Below are 16,823 nucleotides of genomic sequence, written 5' to 3'. Positions count from 1 at the left end.
TCCAGAGATTCAGAGAGAGGTGACCGTGACGCCCAGCGAGCGCATGTGGCGAGTCCAGGTTTCGAGCGTCAGCAACTGCCAGATCTGTTTCGAGTAGTCCTCACGCCCGGCCCGCTCGTCGTCGACCAGCTTCTGTACGGCGGCCTGCCGCAAGAACCCGCTACCGACCAGCTCGCCGCGCACCAGCACGTCATCGACGAGTTCCCGCAGGTCGTTCCGCACCCAGGCCCGCAGCGGCGCACTGAACGACGCCTTCGGCCGGTAGATGATCTCCTTCGGCAGCCAGGCCTCGGCCGCCTTCTTCAACGCCAGCTTGCTCACCCGGCGGTGGATCTTCGCGCTGCCCGGGATCGAGAACGCCGCGCGCGCGACGACCGGGTCCACGAACGGCGTCCGTACCTCTGTCGACGCCGCCATGCTGGACCGGTCCGTGTAGGCCAGGTTGAGTCCCGGGAGGAACATCCGGGAGTCGGCGAGGCACATCCGGTTGATGTGGTCGTCGAGAGTGGTGTCGTGGTAGATGTCGCTGTGTTCGGCGAGCAGCTTCCCGACGTACGGCTCGAGGTCCGGACTGATCAGGCCGGCGAGCTGATCCGCGTCGTACATGGTGTAGCTGCGGCGGAACGCCTCTTCCTCCGACAGGTTCGCGAACGTCTCGAACCGCTTGGCCCAGCGCGCGTAGCGCAGTCCGCGACCGTTCACGGTGACCGGGAGCCGTCGTACCGCGGGACCGATCAGACCGTTCCGCAGTACGCCGGGAAGCCGCTGGTACTGCGCTCCCATCACACACGCCAGGTGCTTGCGATAGCCACCGAACAGCTCGTCGGCGCCCATCCCGGACAGCAGCACCTTCACGCCGGCGTCCCGCGCGGTGTCGCACATCAGCAGGGTGTTGATCGCGGCCGGGTCGCCGATCGGCTCGTCCAGGATGTCGACGATCCGCGGCAGCAACTCGACGACATCCGGCGCGATCTCGATCTCGTGCAGGTCGATCCCGAACTGCTGCGCCAGCTTCCGCGCGTAGATCGCGTCGTCCGGCATCGCCTCGAGCTTCTGGTCCTGCGCCCGGAACGTGATCGTGTACGAGTCGATCCCCGGGTCCATCCGCTTCGCCAGCACCGTGACCAGACTCGAGTCCAGCCCACCACTCAGGAACGTCGACACCGGTACGTCGGCCACGAGGTGGGCCGCGACGGACTCCTCGATCACCTGGCGCAGATCGGCGGGCGGACCGGCCGCGGCCTCGGTGGCGACGTCGGTCACGCGCCAATACGTCTCGTGCCGGCTGGAACCGTCCGGCCGGAACTCCGTCCACGAACCCGGCGGCAGCTTCTCCACGCCATCGATCGCGCACCGCTGCTCGGGCAGCCAGTAATAGAGCATCGATGCGATCAACGCACCGGGCTCGGTGCGCAGCTCGGAGCCGACCACGGACACGATGGCCTTCAGCTCAGACGCGAAGACCACACCGCCCTGGCGGCGCAGGAAGTACAGCGGCTTGATGCCGAGCGGATCGCGGGCGAGGTACATGCTGCCGCTGTCCTCGTCCAGCATCGCGAACGCGAACATGCCCCGGAAGCGCTTGAGGGCGTCCGGACCCCAGCGACGCCAGGCCTCGAGGACCACCTCGGTGTCGGAGCTGGTCCGGAAATGCACGCCGCTCTTTGACAGCTCGGTGCGCAGTTCCTTGTAGTTGTACAGCTCGCCGTTGTAGCAGATCGTCAGGCCCTGTTTGCTGAACGGCTGGTCCGCCGCCGCCGACAGGTCGATGATCGACAACCGGCGGTGCGCCAGGAAGGCGCGGACGTCACCCTCGTCGTACGCGTACACCTGGTCGGCGTCCGGGCCGCGATGCGCGATCCGGTCGCTCATCGCCTCCGCGAGCGCGTAGCCGTCACGCTGCTGGTAGCAACCGGCGATGCCGCACACGTCAGGACCCCGCCACGTTCGTGACCCGACCGGCGTCGGTGACGCGGCTGACATACCCGGTGAGCTGGTCGAACACCCCGACGTACGCCTTCTGCTGGTGCTTCCAGGCCAGCACCTGCTCGACACGCTCGCGGCCGAGCTTGCCCATCCGGCGCCGGCGGACCTCGTCGTCGAGCAGGTCGACGATCGCATCGCCGTACTTCGCGACGTCGTTCGGCTCCACGTACACCGCGGCATCGGCGGCCGACACCTTGGTCTCGATCAGGTCGAAGGCGACGACCGGGAGCTCGAACGCCATGTACTCCATCGTCTTGTTCATCGTCGACACGTCGTTGAGCGGATTCTTCGGGTCCGGCGAGAGACCGAGGTCGGCGGTCGACATCACCGCGCGGACCGTCTCGTCCGGCACGCGGCCGGTGAACTCGACGTACTCGCCGAGGCCGAGCTCGTCCCGCAGCGCGACCACGTCGTCGAACGAGTCGCCGCCGCCCATCAGCGTGAACGCGATATCCGTACGGCCGAGCTTGTTGACGATGTGATCCGCGGCGCGCACGACGATGTCGACGCCGTCCTGCGGGCCCATCACGCCGATGTAGGTGACCAGGTAGCGGTGCCCGCGGCGCAGCGACTCGTCGGCGGCGCCGCGTCGCAGTTTGTCCGGGTCGGGGCCGGTGCGGACCACGGTGACGTCGTGGTTCGCCTTACCGCTGCGGGTGATCGCGATCCGGCGGTACGAGTCGTTCGTCGAGGTCACGTGGTCGGCCGTTCGGTGCGTCGTCCGCTCGAGGAAGCGCAGTCCCTTGTAGGGCAGACTCGTCGTACCGCCGAAGCGGGACTGGAACAGCTCCGGGCACAGGTCGTGGTGGTCGAACACGAACCGCGTGCCGTCGAGGCGGCGCAGCAGCATCGCGATCGGCCAGAAGATGTCCGGCGGGTTGCACGCCTGCAGCACCTGGAACCGGCCGGCCTTGCGGGCCCGGAACACCAGGCGCAGCGTCATCAGGAACGAGTACGCGTACTCCCAGACGAAGCTGACCTTGCTACCACCCGGCGCGTACGCCTTGTACTTGTGCACGGTCACGCCGTCGATGACCTGGTACGACGGGTCGCCCGGGCCCTTCGGGCAGACGACGGTCACGGCGTACCCGGAAGCCACCAGGGCCTGGCACTCCAGCCAGACCCGGCGGTCGAAGGGCACCCAGAGGTTCTGGATGATGATCAGCACCCGCGGGCCGGTCACCAGCCCACTCCCTCGTATCCGGGCAGCGCCTCGACCTCGCCACCGAGGCGGCCGGTGAGATCGATGGTGCGGGCCGGCGGCGTCGTCAGGAGCGCGTCGATCGCGGCGTTGTCGGTCGCCGACACGATGGCCAGGTCGGCGCCGTCCAGCGCCGCGTGCGGATCGTCGGTCAGGACGCGTTGGAGGTGCGGGAGCTTGGACGTGACGTGTCTCAGGTTCGCCCCCACCAACCTGCTGGGGTTCACGATGGCGTCGTAGATCCGCAGGTTGTAGCCCTTGCCGATCAGGCGTTCGGCGAGCTCGACGTTCGGGCTCTCGCGCAGGTCGTCGGTGGCGTGCTTGAAGCTCAGGCCGAGCAGCGCGATCTCGCGGCCGGGGCCGGCGATGACACGGTCCACGACGTCCCGGACGGAACGCTCGTTGGTGGCCAGCGTGCCGGCCAGCAACGGCAGTTCGGTGTCGTTCATCCGGGCCAGGTGCAGCACCGAACGCAGATCCTTCGGCAGGCAGGACCCGCCGAACGCGAACCCGGGCTTCAGGTAGTACGGCGAGATGTTCAGGCTCTTGTCCTGGACGAAGATCTTCATCACCTCGCGCGAGTCCACCGCGAAGTGCCGGAAGATCCGGCCCATCTCGTTGGCGAACGAGACCTTCGTGGCGTGGAACGCGTTGCAGGCGTACTTGAGCGCCTCCGCGGTCCGCACGTCGACGACCTGAACCTCCTTGCCGAGGAACCCGAACAGCTCGGTCAGCGCGGCGCCGACCTTCGGGTTCCGGGTGCCGACCACCACGAACGGCGGCTCGTAGAAGTCCGCGAGGCCGGACCCCTCACGCAGGAACTCCGGAGTCATCGCCGTACCGAAGGTGAGACCCTCCGGCGCCGGGACCTCCGCCAGCACCTGCTCGACGACCTCGTCGACGGTGCCCGGCGGGACGGTGCTCCGGACCACGATGCTGTGGAACCCGGACTCCGGCCGGACCACCACCTGCGCGGCCTCGGCGATGTCCCGGACCGCGCGTTTGATGTACGTCAGATCGGTGCTGCCGGCCGCCGTGGACGGCGTACCGACACAGATCAGCGAGACATCGGCACCCTCGAGCGCGAGGCGCGGATCGGTGGTCGCGTGCAGCAGTCCCGCTGTCGCCCCCGCCGCCACCAGTTCGTCCAGCCCCGGCTCGACGACCGGGCTGTGTCCCTGGGTGATCGGCTCGACCTTCGCCGTGTCGACATCCACCCCCCACACGTCATGCCCAGCCGCGGCCAGACAAGCAGCCGTCACCGACCCCACATACCCCAAGCCGAATACGGCAACCTTCATAACGCCCCCCACAGGCTCATGACGTGGCTCTCCCACGTACCGCAGCGCCCATGAGAGCAAGGTCCCGCCCACGCTGATACAAGCCTGTGGAAATCTCCCCGGAGAAAATCCGCCGGAAAGTATCCTGAAACACGCAACCTGCACGTGCCCGCGGACATCGGAGTAGACATGGAAGCCCAGTTCAAACTTCCGAACGGTGACACCCTGCACGTCATCGACACCGGCACCGTGGGCCGGAGCCTGGGCAAGATCCTCCAGCTCTTCCGCACCGGCGAGACCGAGCCGGTCTTCTTCGGCGACGAGCCACGCCCCGAGGGCGTCGTCATCACCTTCGACCAGTGGGCGGAGTACGAGCGCCTGAAGGAAGACGCCGAGTCCGACCGGAAGATGGAAGACCTCACCCGCGAACGCCTCGCGAACGCCCGCCCGGAGGACTATGTGCCGTACGACGACATGCTCCGGGAGTGGGGCCTCGACGAGCCCGAAGGTGGCGATGACAAACGGTGAAGTACCAGCTCACCGTTCACCCCGAGCTGCGCCAGGAGATCAACAGGCTGCACGCCGCCTGGAAGCAGGACCCGAACAGCGACGCCGGCCGCGAGTTCGTGGCCTTCCGGGACGCGATGGCGGCGCTCCGTGACGGTCGCGAGGGTGAGTACATCGGTAAGCAGCTGAGTTACGGCCCGTCGTCGCACGACCTGCGGGACGCGGCCGAGATCAAGGTCGACGTCTTCGACGAAGGAGGTACGGCGGAGTGCCCGCGTCCGTCGCACCGGTTGGTCTACCGGGAGTTCGAACCGCTGCCGAAGATCGAGAACGGCCGCGTGGTGCGGGACCCGAACGCACAGACAGGACGTGCTGCAACAGATCCTCCGCGACAGCCCGCCGGCCGGTACGGCGCCACCCCCGGCCGCCGCGCCCCAGGCAAACGTGAACCGGCCCTCGGGCCCCGGCCCCGGCCAGTCGAAGGAACGGTGAGCGTCATCCCGTCCTGACGACCGACGCTTTGGCGTGGGCGGACTGAAGCGTTTTGGTATGGCTCTCAACTGAATCCTGATTTGGCTGTATCAGGGGTCGTTCCCGGTGATCTGTATTGGGCGACAGGGGCTGTGCCGGGGTGAGGGGATGTCGGATGAGGGTTCTGGTCACTGGGGATCGGGGATATATCGGGGCCGTGATGGTGCCGTTCCTGCGGGGTGCCGGGCATCAGGTGGACGGGCTGGACACGGGGCTGTACGAGGGGTGCGACCTGCTGGGTGGGCCGGAGCCGATCGGTTCGCGGGCGCCGCGGGACATGCGGGACGTGACCGCGGCGGAACTGTCCGGGTACGACGCGGTGGTGTGTCTGGCGGCGTTGTCCAATGACCCGCTGGGAAACCTCGACAAGGCGGCGACGTACTCCGTCAACCTCGAAGGCACCCTGAACGTCGCCCGCGCCGCGAAGGACGCCGGCGTGCAGCGGTTCCTGTTCGCGTCCTCCTGCAGCCTGTACGGCGCGGCGGGGTCGGAGGCGGTCGGCGAGGACGCCGAGATGTTCCCGGTGACGCCGTACGGCGAGACGAAGGCGCTCGCCGAGCAGGAGCTCTCGAAACTCGCCGACGACAGCTTCAGCCCGACGTACCTGCGGAACGCGACCGCGTACGGCGCCTCGACCCGGCTGCGGCTCGACATCGTCGTCAACAACCTGACCGCGATCGCGCTGACGTCCGGCCAGGTTCGGCTGGAGAGCGACGGTACGCCGTGGCGCCCGCTGGTTCACATCGAGGACATCAGCCGCGCGTTCCTGACCGTGCTCACCTCGCCACGCGAGGTGATCCACGACGAGGCGTTCAACGTCGGCCGTTCCGAGGACGTGGTCCAGGTGCGCGACATCGCCGAGATGGTCCGCGAGGCGGTGCCCGGTTCGACGCTGTCGATCGCCGACGGCGCCGGCCCGGACCTGCGCAACTACAAGGTCGACTTCAGCAAGCTCAACGACACGTTCCCCGACCTCAAGCTGCAGTGGACGGTCCGCAAGGGCGTCGACGAGCTGTACGACGCCTACCGGCGGCACGGCCTCACGCTCGACGACTTCAACTCCGCGCAGTTCGTGCGGCTGCGCCGGATCCAGCAACTGCTCGGCGCGGGCCTGGTCGACGACCAGCTGCGCCGCCAGACCGACGCGCAGTTCCCGGGTCCGAAGGAGATGAACTGATGGCGGACGCACTGGCCTGCCGCATCTGTGGCGCCGAGCTGACCCAGACCTTCGTCGACCTCGGCATGTCGCCGCCGTGCGAGAGCTACCTGCGCGCGGACCAGCTCGACAGCGGTGAGACGTTCTACCCGCTGCACGTGCGGATCTGCGACAACTGCCTGCTGGTCCAGCTCCCGGCGTACGTCGCCGCGGACGACGTGTTCAGCGACTACCTGTACTTCTCGTCGTACTCGACCAGCTGGGTGGAGCACGCGCGCCGGTTCGTCGTCGACATGCAGGAACGCCTCGATCTCGGCGCCGAGAGCCTGATCGTCGAGGCCGCGAGCAACGACGGCTACCTGCTGCAGCATGCGACCGCGCTCGGCATCCCGGTGCTCGGCATCGAGCCGGCCGGGAACATCGCCGAGATCGCCAACCAGAAGGGCATCCGGACCGAGAGCTACTTCCTCGGCGAGGAGACCGGCAAGGACGCCGCCAGCCGGCACGGCAAGGCGGACCTTGTCGTCGGCAACAACGTGTTCGCGCACGTTCCGGACATCGTCGACTTCGCGAAGGGCCTGCGGGCGCTGGTGAAGGACGACGGTCTGGTGTCGCTGGAGTTCCCGCACCTGCTGCGGCTGATCGAGCGTCGCCAGTACGACACGATCTACCACGAGCACTACCAGTACCTGACGCTGAAGACCGCGGCGCTCGCGCTCGAGAAGGCCGGTCTGAAGGTCGTCGACGTCCAGGAGCTGGCCAGCCACGGCGGATCGCTGCGCCTGTTCAGCACACCGGTCGAGACGGCCGGCGAGCCGACCGAGCTGGTCGGCAAGGTGCTGCAGGACGAGCGGGACGCCGGCCTGCACACAGTCGAGGGCCATCTGGGATTCGCCGACGAGGTCTTCACGATCAAGTCGGACCTGCTGGAGTTCCTGGTTCAGGCCCGCCGTGACGGCAAGTCGGTCGCCGGGTACGGCGCTCCCGGCAAGGGCAACACGCTGCTGAACCACTGCGGCATCCGCGAGGACCTGCTGCCGTACACGGTGGACCGCAGCCCGCACAAGCACGGGATGTTCCTGCCCGGCACGCACATCCCGATCTTCGCCCCGGAGCGCCTGGCCGAGACGCGCCCCGACTACATCGTGATCCTGCCGTGGAACCTGCGCGCGGAGATCGTCCACCAGCTCGGCTACGCACGGGAGTGGGGCGCGAAGTTCGTCGTACCCATCCCGAAGCTCGAAGTGATCTGACAGGCCAGGGGGTCTCAAAGATGAAGGTCGTGATCTTCTGCGGGGGGTTCGGGCTGCGGATGCGCAGCGGGGTGGACTCCGCGCCGAAACCGATGATGACGATCGGCGACCGGCCGGTCCTGTGGCACGTGATGCGGTACTACGCGCATTTCGGGCACACGGAGTTCATTCTGTGTCTGGGCTTCGGCGGGTCCGCGGTGAAGGAGTACTTCCTGCGCTACGAGGAGACGGTCTCCAACGACTTCGTGATGACGAAGGGCGGGCAGCGGATCGAGCTGCTCGACTCCGACATCAGCGAGTGGAAGATCACCTTCGTCGACACCGGGATCGACACCAGCATCGGTGAGCGGCTGCGCCGGATCCGCCCGTATCTGGAGGACGACGACGCGTTCCTGGCGAACTACGGCGACGTACTGACCGACGCGCCGATGGACAAGATCGTCGACCACGTGATGACCAGCGACATCACCGCCAGCCTGCTCGCGGTCCCGCCGCAGGCGTCGTTCCACGTGGTCGAGTTCGGCACCGACTCGCGGATCACCGGGCTGCGGTCGGCGGCCGACCTGAACGTGTGGATCAACGGCGGGTACTTCGTGATCAAGAAGGACATCTTCGACGTCCTGCACGAGGACGAGGACCTGGTCGGGGACGCGTTCCCGCGGCTGGCCGCGATGAGCAAGCTGGAGGCGATCCCGCACCACGGGTTCTGGGCGCCGATGGACACGCTGAAGGAACGCAGCCAGCTCGAGGAGCTGTACCGATCCGGGAAGAAGCCGTGGGCGTTGTGGAGCCACGAGGCCCGCGACCAGCAGAGCAAGGTGCTGGACAAGGCACCTTTGGGTACCAGCTCCGACCCGATCGTGGTGGCGATCTGATGCTGCCGTTCGAGCTCGGCCTGATCGACGGGCCGGTCCATCTGGTGGCGGTCGGCGCGCATCCGGACGACATCGAGATCGGCTGCGGCGGCACGCTGCTGAAGCTGGCCGAGTCGGTGCCGGAGCTGTCCGCCGAGTTCGTGATCGCGACCGGTACGCCGCATCGCCACGAGGAGGCGCGCCGCGCGGCGGAGTTGTTCCTGCCCGACTGCGACGTGACTGTGACGACGGCCGAGCTGCCGGACGGTCGGCTGCCGGCGTTCTGGAACGAGACCAAGGAGTTGCTCGAGGCAACGGCTCGCGGCGCGCTGTCCGACGGGGGCCGGCAGCCCGACCTGGTGCTGGCGCCGAGCCGCACCGACGCGCACCAGGACCACCGGCTGATCGCCGAGCTGGCGCCGACGGTGTGGCGTGACCACCTGGTCCTGCACTACGAGATCCCGAAGTGGGACGGCGACGTCAGCCGGCCGTGGCTGTACGTCGAACTGTCCGAGGAGCAGTTGCGGGACAAGATCGCCCTGCTGCACAAGGCGTACCCGTCCCAGGTCCCGCACGACTGGTTCGACGAAGAGGTGTTCGCCGGACTGGCCCGGATCCGCGGCATGGAGTGCCGGGCCCGTTACGCCGAAGCTTTCATCACAGCCAAAGCAACGTTGACATGGTGAGCGAGGGGGAGGCCGTGGTCTTTACGTGTCGTGGGTGCGGCGGCGAGGACGTCGTACCCGTGGTGGATCTGGGGGCACAGCCGTGCGCCGACTACTTTCCGGACAAAGACGCACCGGGCCCTGATCCGCGCTGGCCGCTGGAGCTGTGGCTGTGCCGGAACTGCACGCTGGTCCAACTCGGTCCGGTCGAGGCGCAGGTGGCCGAGGAGCCGCTGGCCGTGGAGTCGGCGACCAGCCGCGCGCACGCGGAGACCTCGGTCAAGGAGATCCTCACCGACTACCCGGAGCTGAACGGCGGTGTGGTGTTCGAGTTCGGCAGCCCGCACGGCGGTTCCTGGCTCGACCACTTGTACGCCGCCGGCGCCCGCCTTGCCGGTGCGGACGAGAAGGCCGACCTGGTCGTCGACGTCCACGGCATCGTGCACGAGCCGCAGTACGGCGAGAGCCTGAAGCTGCGCGCGGAGCGGCTCGCGCCGGGCGGTCTGCTGGTGATGGAGTTCCACCACCTGCTGCCGCTGTTCGTGGGCAACCAGTTCGACACCATCCGGCACGGCCACTGGGCGTACGTGTCACTGCGCGCGCTGCGGAACGTCGCCGCCCTGCACGGCCTGGCCGTCGAGTCGGTCAGGCAGGTGGACATGTTCGGCGGCAGTCTGATGGTGATGCTCCGGCACACCGCGGACGCGAAGCCGGACGGGTCGATCGCTGTACTGCTTGAGGACGAGGATGCGGCAGGCATCGCTGACGAGGTACAGCTCGGCAGTCTGCAGGAAGCGGCGTGGCATGCCGCCGGCGCGCTGCACGACGAGCTGGCCCGTCACAAGGCCGCCGGCCGGACAGTGCTCGGGTACGGCGCTCCGTCGAAGGCGCCGGTGCTCCTCGACCTCAGCAAGGTGACGACCGACCTGCTGCCGTTCACCGTCGACATGGCCCCAGGCAAGCACGGCCGCCGGATCCCCGGCGGCTGCATGGTGCCGATCCGTCCGATCGCGGAGCTGAAGGCGGCGCGACCGGACATCGTTCTTGTTCTCACCTGGGACATCGCCGACGAGGTGATCGCCCAACTCGAATCCGACGGCGGCTGGGGTACGTCGTACCTCGTCCCGCTCCCCGAACCGCATGAGAGGGAAAGGCGGGAGGCATGATGAAGGCTCGTCTGGCGTCGCTGGCCGGCAAGGCACGGACCGCGATCGCGCAGGTGCAGGTGGCCCATCGACTGAGGTGGCGGGTCACCTCGCGCGAGGCGTTGTTCACGCAGGTGTACGAGTCGGCCGGGTGGGCCAGCGACGAGTCGGGCTCCGGTACCGGTTCCGAGCTGCGCGCCACCGTCGACATCCGGGAGAAGTTGCCCGACCTGCTGAAGCGCCTGCGCGCCGATTCGTTGCTCGATGCACCGTGTGGCGACCTGAACTGGATGCGGCGGATCGAGCTCCCGGTCCGGAAGTACTACGGCGTTGACATCGTGCCGAGCGTGATCGCCGGGAACGAGCGGCAGTTCGGCGACCGGCGCCGGCAGTTCCAGGTCGCCGACCTGACGCGTGCTGAGCTGCCGCGGGCGGACGTGGTCTTGTGCCGGGACTGTCTCGTGCACGTCTCCTTCGAGGACGCGGCGCGAATGCTGGAGAACTTCCGCGCCACCGGTGCGAACTGGCTGCTGGTCAACACCTATCCGGAGATCCAGCACAACCGGAACCAGTTCACCGGGCGGAACTGGCGGCGGCTGAACCTCCGCCTGCCACCCTTCGACTTCCCGGAGCCGGTGGAGTCCTTCGCCGACGGCGGTGACGTCGACCCGAGCCGGCTCGGGCTCTGGAAGCTCCAGGAACTCCCCGCTGTGAGTGAATCGAGGTCCTGACCATGCGTGGTGTCCTCCGACGGCTCACCTGGGGACTGGCCGACCAGGCCGTGACCAGCCTGGTCAGCTTCGTCGTGGGCAGCGTGGTCGCCCGGTCGCTCGGCGCGCTGGAGTTCGGCGCGTTCAGCCTGGCCTGGGTGACGTACGGCGTCGTGGTCAACATCTCGCGGGGCCTCGCGACCGATCCGCTCGCGGTGCGCTTCAGCGGTGTCGAGCGCCCGGCCTGGCGGACCGCGGTCGCGAAGTCGTCCGGGATGGCGATCGTGGTCGGCGTACTGACCGGGGTGATCTGTGCGATCGTCGGACTGGCGCTCGGCGGTGGGACCGGATCCGCGTTCGTTGCCCTGGGCGTCGTATTGCCGGGCCTGATGCTGCAGGACAGCTGGCGGTTCGCGTTCTTCGCCTCCGGCCAGGGCGGCAAGGCCTTCGTCAGTGACATCACCTGGGCAGCAGCGCTGGTTCCGTTGCTGTACCTCGCTGCGCGCGATCCGAGCGTGAGCAGGTTCGTGCTGGCCTGGGGTGGCGCGGGGGTCTTCGCCGCGCTGGTCAGCGGGTTCCAGGCCGGCGTCCTGCCGCGGGTGACGCAAGCGATCCACTGGCTGCGTGACCATCACGATCTCAGTCTGCGGTACCTGACCGAGAACGTGACGCTGAGCGGCGCGTACCAGCTGCGGATGTACGGTCTCGGCGCGTTCGCCGGTGTCGCCGCCGTCGGTACGGTGCGCGGCGCCGAGATGCTGCTCGGTCCGTTCTTCATCGTGCTGTCCGGCGTCGGCCTGGTCGCCGTACCGGAAGCGGCCCGGGTACTGCGGCGCTCGGTGCGGGCGTTGCCGATCTTCTGCCTGCTGCTCGGTGGGGCGCAGGCGGTCGCCGCGCTGGCGTGGGGTCTGCTGCTGTTGTTCGTGCTGCCGGACAAGTGGGGGCACGCGCTGCTCGGCGAGGTCTGGCTGACCGCGTCCGCGCTGGTGCTGCCGGCCACCCTGTCGGTGGCCTGGGCCGGGTTCAACACCGGCGCGGCGGCGGGGCTGCGGGCGCTCGGGATCGCGCGGCGCAGCCTGAAGGCGCAACTGTGCGCGTCCTCGTTCTACCTGGTCCTCGGCGTCACCGGCGGGGCCATCGGCGGAGCGCTCGGATCGGCCTGGGGCGCCGCGTGTGCGACGTTCTTGGCCTCGTTCGTCTGGTGGTTCACGCTGCGCGTCGGGATCCGCGAGCGCAAACATCTGGAAGCAGAGCTCGACACGGTGCAGGAGATGCCGGAAATGAGGAGCACATGAACGCTGGACCGCGGCTGACCGTCGGACTCCCGGTGTACAACGGCGAGAAGTACCTCGCGGAGTCCCTGGACGCCTTGCTGGGGCAGAGCTACGGCGACTACCGGCTGATCATCTCCGACAACGCCTCGACCGACGCCACGGAAGAGATCTGCCGGGAGTACCAGCGCACCGACCCGCGGATCGAGTACTTCCGCCAGCCGGTGAACATCGGCGCCACCCCGAACCACAACTGGTGTTTCGAGCACTCCGACACCGAGCTGTTCAAGTGGGCGTCGTACGACGACCTGTACGGCAAGGAACTGTTGGGACGCTGCATCGAGGCGCTCGACGCGGACCCGTACCTGGTCCTCGCGCACGCCTACCAGGCGATCATCGACGGCAACGGCGACATCGTGCTCGAGGTCGACTACCCGCTCGACACCGCGAACCCGCACGCACCGGACCGGTTCCGCAGCCTGCTGTTCGACGTCGGCGGTGACGACTTCTACGGCGTGATGCGGTCGGACATCCTGCGCCGCACGCCGCTGAACGGCAGCTACCACCACTCGGACCGCACGATCATGGCCGAGCTGGCGCTGTACGGACGGTTCCACCAAGTGCCCGAGCTGCTGTTCTTCCGCCGCGACCACCCGGACCGCGCCGAGCGGGCGAAGCCGACGATCCGTTCCCGGTCCGCGAACATGGAGCCGCGCCGGGCGAGCCGACTGAAGCATCCGACGGTCCGGCTGGTCACCGAGTACGTGAACGGTTTCGTCGGCGGCATCCGCCGGGCTCCGCTCTCGTCGTCGGACCGCCGGGAGTGCTACGGCCACCTGGCGCGCTGGATGGCCAGTCGTGCGGTCCGCCGGTCCAGCGGCCGGATCGAGGACAGCTTGCCGGCCACGCCGCCGACCAGGATCCCGGACAGTTCAGGTGTGGTTCGGCAGCAGGAGGTCTCGCACGAATGAGCGTCTCAGGTGCGTCACCGCGGGTGGCGTTCTTCGGTCTCTTGGGCTCCGGGAACCTCGGCAACCACGGATCCTTCGACGCGATGCTGGCCTACGTCCGCAGCCGGCACCCGGAAGCAGGGATCAGCTGCATCTGCGCCGGTCCGGAGGAGATCGAGCGCCAGTACGGCATCCCGTCGGCCGCGATCACCTGGTTCCAGGAGCACGGCCCGGGCCGGTCCCGGATCGAGACGGTGGTCCGGAAGACCTTCGGCAAGGTGGCCGACCTCGGCCGGATGCCGCGCCTGGTCCGCAAGTACGACGTGATCATCGTGCCCGGCATGGGGGTCCTCGAGACCACGATGGAGGTCCGCCCGTGGGGCTGGCCGTACGCGTTGTTCCTGATGGTGCTGTGTGCCCGCCTGGCCGGGGTACGGACCGCGTTCGTCAACGTCGGCGCGAACGTCGCGCGGGAGCGGTCGCTGAGCTGGCTGTACACCTCGGCGGCGCGACTGGCGTCGTACCGCTCGTACCGGGACGAGTACTCGCGGGACGCGATGCGGGCGATGGGTCTGGACACCAGCCGGGACCAGGTCTACCCGGACCTCGCGTTCGCGCTGCCGAGACCACCGGTGCCGGAGTCTGACCCGGAATCTCAGCAGGCGTCGCCGCGCACCGTCGGTCTGGGCGTGATGGCGTACCGCGGCACCAACGCCGATCGGGACCGGGCCGACGACATCTACGCGACGTACACCGCCAAGATCATCGAATTCGCCCGCTGGCTCGTCGACGCGGGGTACCGGATCCGCCTCGTCACCGGGGATCCGAGCGACCAGGCAGTCGTCGACGCCGTGTACGACGACCTGCGCAAGAGCCGGCCCGAGCTGGTCGACGAACGGTTCTTCAACGAGCCGGCCGAGACGCTCGGCGGACTGCTGGAGCAACTGGCCGGCGTCGACATCGTCGTGGCGTCGCGGTACCACAACGTGGTGTCGGCGTTGATGCTGTCGAAGCCGACGATCTCGATCAGCTACGGGATCAAGAGCGACTCGTTGATGGAGGACATGCGGCTCGCTGAGTTCCGGCAGCCGATCCAGGGTCTCGACGTGGCCAGGCTGATCGACCAGTTCCGTGCGCTCGAGTCCCGGACGGCGAGCGTCGTCCCGGCGATGCAGGCCCGGAACGCCGAGTACGTCGCGGCACTCGAGGCGCAGTACGACGTCCTCTCCGCGGCGTTGTTCGGGGAGGCGTCGCGCGTCGCGGTCAGCACCGAACGGGGGGAGTAGATGGACGTCATCGACGTACCGAGGATCGCGGGGGCGCTGCTGTTCAGGCCGGCGCCGCACCGCGACGAGCGCGGGTTCTTCTCGCGCACGTTCGACCGGGACATCGTTCTGGCCGCCGGGCTGGACCCGGACGCGTTCGTGCAGGACAGCATCTCCCGCTCGCGGCGCGGCGTGGTGCGCGGGATGCACATCCGCGCCGGCGCGGGCGAGGCCAAGCTGGTGCGGTGCTCGTACGGCGCGGTGTTCGATGTCGTGATCGATCTGCGCCCGGAGTCACCGACGTACCGCAACCGGGAGGTCTTCGACCTGACCGGCGACAACCAGGTCACCGTCTACGTGCCGGCCGGCTGCGCGCACGGGTTCCAGGCGCTCACCGAACCGGCGGACGTGTCCTACCGGATCGACCGTGCCCACGACCCGTCCGAGGACGTGTCGATCCGGTACGACGACCCGGACCTGGACATCCCGTGGCCGTTGCCCGTCACGCTGATGTCCGAGCGTGACAAGGCCGCTCCATCACTCGCGCTGGCGACTGCGAGGCTGACATGACCAAGGCATTCACCAAGCCGTTCACGAAGTCGTTCACCCGGTCCACCGAGGCGAACAAGCGGCTGCACGACCTGATCCCGGGCGGCGCGCACACCTACGCCAAGGGCGAGGACCAGTACCCGTACGAGATGGCGCCGGTGATCTCGCACGGCGACGGCGCGCACGTCTGGGACGTGGACGGCAACGAGTACATCGAGTACGGCTCCGGTCTGCGCGCGGTCAGTCTCGGCCACCGGCACCCGAAGGTGGTCGAGGCGGTCCGGCGGGAGATCGACCGGGGCAACAACTTCGTCCGCCCGAGCATCGTCGAACTGGAGGCGGCCGAGCGGTTCCTCGCCGCGGTGCCGACCGCCGAGATGGTGAAGTTCGCGAAGAACGGTTCGGACGCCACCACCGCCGCGGTCAAGCTGGCCCGCGCGGTCACCGGCCGCCCGCTGATCGCGTTGTGCTCCGACCACGCGTTCTTCTCGATCGACGACTGGTTCATCGCCCGCACCGCGATGAACGCCGGCATCCCCGAGGAGATCGGCGGGCTCACCGTCGGCTTCCCGTACGGCGATCTCGCCGCGACCGAGGAACTGCTGGTCCGGAACGAGGGCCAGATCGCCTGCCTGATCCTCGAGGCCGCGACCCAGCACGACCCGCCGGCCGGGTACCTCGAGGGCCTGCGCGACCTGGCCCACCGGTACGGCGCGCTGCTGATCTTCGACGAGATGATCACCGGCTTCCGCTTCTCCGCCGCCGGCGCCCAGGGCCTGTACGGCGTGGCGCCCGACCTCTCCACCTTCGGCAAGGCGCTCGGCAACGGCTTCTCGGTGTCGGCCCTGGCCGGCAAGCGCGAGTACATGGAACGCGGCGGCCTGCGGGACGGCAACGAACGAGTGTTCCTGCTGTCCACGACGCACGGCGCCGAGACTCATGCCCTCGCGGCGGCGATCGCGGTGCTCGACGTCTACGCCGAGGAGGACATCTCGGCGCGGCTGCACGAGCGCGGCGAGCGACTGGCCAAGGGCGTGCGCGAGGTGGCCGTGGCGGCGGGCGTTCAGGACCACGTTCTCGTCCGTGGCCGGGCGAGCAACCTGGTCTTCGCCACGCTCGACGAGCAGCTCCAGCCGTCGCAGCCGTACCGGACGCTGTTCCTTCGCGAGTTGATTCTCGGCGGGGTCATCGGTCCGTCCTTCGTGGTCAGTAGCGCGCTGACCGACGAGGACATCAACAGGACTGTCGACGTCGTCGCCGGGGCGTGCGCCGTCTACCGCCAGGCGCTCGACGCGGGCGGTCCGACACCGTGGCTGGGCGGCCGTCCCGTCAAGCCGGTGTTCCGCCGCTACATCTGAGACGTCGTGGCCGGGGGGGCCACGCCCGCCGAGGTACCGACCGAGGCGGAAAGATCCAAGAGAACCGGGGACGTGAGTCCCCCGGTGTGTGTGGGGGGTCAAAATCAATCCAACCCATTAGACGCCGACATCACCGAACACC

General features: G+C 68.4%; 16 protein-coding genes. 13 read left to right on the top strand and 3 right to left on the bottom strand.

All coding sequences use genetic code 11. The features are described from left to right. Nucleotides 1-9 precede the first annotated feature (9 nt). From asnB to ACWGID_RS34260, 3 genes are read right to left on the bottom strand one after another with little or no spacing between them, the layout of a single operon-like run. Entirely contained in the window at nucleotides 10-1,929 is a 1,920-nt protein-coding gene (asnB, locus tag ACWGID_RS34270; protein ID WP_452203488.1) for an asparagine synthase (glutamine-hydrolyzing), read from the bottom strand. Between the two features lies 1 nt (nucleotide 1,930). Beyond that, a complete protein-coding gene (locus tag ACWGID_RS34265; RefSeq protein ID WP_452203487.1) occupies nucleotides 1,931-3,169 on the bottom strand; it encodes a glycosyltransferase family 4 protein in 1,239 nt (412 codons plus the stop codon). Beyond that, nucleotides 3,166-4,488 carry a UDP-glucose dehydrogenase family protein gene (locus ACWGID_RS34260; protein ID WP_452203486.1) on the bottom strand — a complete coding sequence of 441 codons (1,323 nt, stop codon included), beginning with the start codon at nucleotides 4,486-4,488 and terminating at the stop codon, nucleotides 3,166-3,168. Before ACWGID_RS34260 ends, ACWGID_RS34265 begins: the two co-directional genes overlap by 4 nt. A 168-nt stretch (nucleotides 4,489-4,656) precedes the next feature. On the opposite strand from ACWGID_RS34260, the gene ACWGID_RS34255 reads away from it, so the two are divergent. The 13 genes from ACWGID_RS34255 to ACWGID_RS34195 all read left to right on the top strand — a co-directional run bounded on the left by ACWGID_RS34255 (nucleotide 4,657) and on the right by ACWGID_RS34195 (nucleotide 16,681). Further along, nucleotides 4,657-4,995: a hypothetical protein gene (locus ACWGID_RS34255; RefSeq protein ID WP_452203485.1), complete on the top strand. Its 339-nt coding sequence runs from the start codon at nucleotides 4,657-4,659 to the stop codon at nucleotides 4,993-4,995. Further along, complete coding sequence (locus tag ACWGID_RS34250) at nucleotides 4,992-5,483, top strand: hypothetical protein (protein ID WP_452203484.1); 492 nt, start codon at nucleotides 4,992-4,994, stop codon at nucleotides 5,481-5,483. Before ACWGID_RS34255 ends, ACWGID_RS34250 begins: the two co-directional genes overlap by 4 nt. A 137-nt stretch (nucleotides 5,484-5,620) precedes the next feature. Beyond that, the gene (locus ACWGID_RS34245) at nucleotides 5,621-6,682 is read left to right on the top strand and encodes an NAD-dependent epimerase/dehydratase family protein (RefSeq protein ID WP_452203483.1); all 1,062 of its coding nucleotides are present in this window, start codon (nucleotides 5,621-5,623) and stop codon (nucleotides 6,680-6,682) included. Next, nucleotides 6,682-7,914: a class I SAM-dependent methyltransferase gene (locus ACWGID_RS34240; RefSeq protein WP_452203482.1), complete on the top strand. Its 1,233-nt coding sequence runs from the start codon at nucleotides 6,682-6,684 to the stop codon at nucleotides 7,912-7,914. Before ACWGID_RS34245 ends, ACWGID_RS34240 begins: the two co-directional genes overlap by 1 nt. A 20-nt stretch (nucleotides 7,915-7,934) precedes the next feature. Continuing rightward, a complete protein-coding gene (locus tag ACWGID_RS34235) occupies nucleotides 7,935-8,789 on the top strand; it encodes a glucose-1-phosphate cytidylyltransferase (protein ID WP_452203481.1) in 855 nt (284 codons plus the stop codon). Further along, nucleotides 8,789-9,454: a PIG-L deacetylase family protein gene (locus tag ACWGID_RS34230; protein WP_452203480.1), complete on the top strand. Its 666-nt coding sequence runs from the start codon at nucleotides 8,789-8,791 to the stop codon at nucleotides 9,452-9,454. Before ACWGID_RS34235 ends, ACWGID_RS34230 begins: the two co-directional genes overlap by 1 nt. Next, nucleotides 9,448-10,599, top strand: a complete 1,152-nt coding sequence (locus tag ACWGID_RS34225; RefSeq protein ID WP_452203479.1) for a class I SAM-dependent methyltransferase — start codon at nucleotides 9,448-9,450, stop codon at nucleotides 10,597-10,599. Before ACWGID_RS34230 ends, ACWGID_RS34225 begins: the two co-directional genes overlap by 7 nt. Then, nucleotides 10,596-11,309 carry a class I SAM-dependent methyltransferase gene (locus ACWGID_RS34220; RefSeq protein WP_452203478.1) on the top strand — a complete coding sequence of 238 codons (714 nt, stop codon included), beginning with the start codon at nucleotides 10,596-10,598 and terminating at the stop codon, nucleotides 11,307-11,309. The genes ACWGID_RS34225 and ACWGID_RS34220 overlap by 4 nt, the downstream gene beginning before the upstream one ends. 2 nt (nucleotides 11,310-11,311) lie before the next feature. Beyond that, a complete protein-coding gene (locus ACWGID_RS34215; protein ID WP_452203477.1) occupies nucleotides 11,312-12,583 on the top strand; it encodes a hypothetical protein in 1,272 nt (423 codons plus the stop codon). Next, nucleotides 12,580-13,530 (top strand): glycosyltransferase family 2 protein, encoded by a 951-nt coding sequence (locus ACWGID_RS34210; RefSeq protein ID WP_452203476.1) that lies wholly within the window; start codon nucleotides 12,580-12,582, stop codon nucleotides 13,528-13,530. The genes ACWGID_RS34215 and ACWGID_RS34210 overlap by 4 nt, the downstream gene beginning before the upstream one ends. Beyond that, nucleotides 13,527-14,795, top strand: a complete 1,269-nt coding sequence (locus ACWGID_RS34205; RefSeq protein WP_452203475.1) for a polysaccharide pyruvyl transferase family protein — start codon at nucleotides 13,527-13,529, stop codon at nucleotides 14,793-14,795. Before ACWGID_RS34210 ends, ACWGID_RS34205 begins: the two co-directional genes overlap by 4 nt. Further along, nucleotides 14,796-15,344, top strand: a complete 549-nt coding sequence (locus ACWGID_RS34200) for a dTDP-4-dehydrorhamnose 3,5-epimerase family protein (protein WP_452203474.1) — start codon at nucleotides 14,796-14,798, stop codon at nucleotides 15,342-15,344. Further along, nucleotides 15,341-16,681: a glutamate-1-semialdehyde 2,1-aminomutase gene (locus ACWGID_RS34195; protein ID WP_452203473.1), complete on the top strand. Its 1,341-nt coding sequence runs from the start codon at nucleotides 15,341-15,343 to the stop codon at nucleotides 16,679-16,681. Before ACWGID_RS34200 ends, ACWGID_RS34195 begins: the two co-directional genes overlap by 4 nt. Nucleotides 16,682-16,823 lie beyond the last annotated feature (142 nt).

The organism is Kribbella sp. NPDC054772 (assembly GCF_053611945.1).
This window is presented reverse-complemented; position numbering and strand designations above follow the sequence as displayed.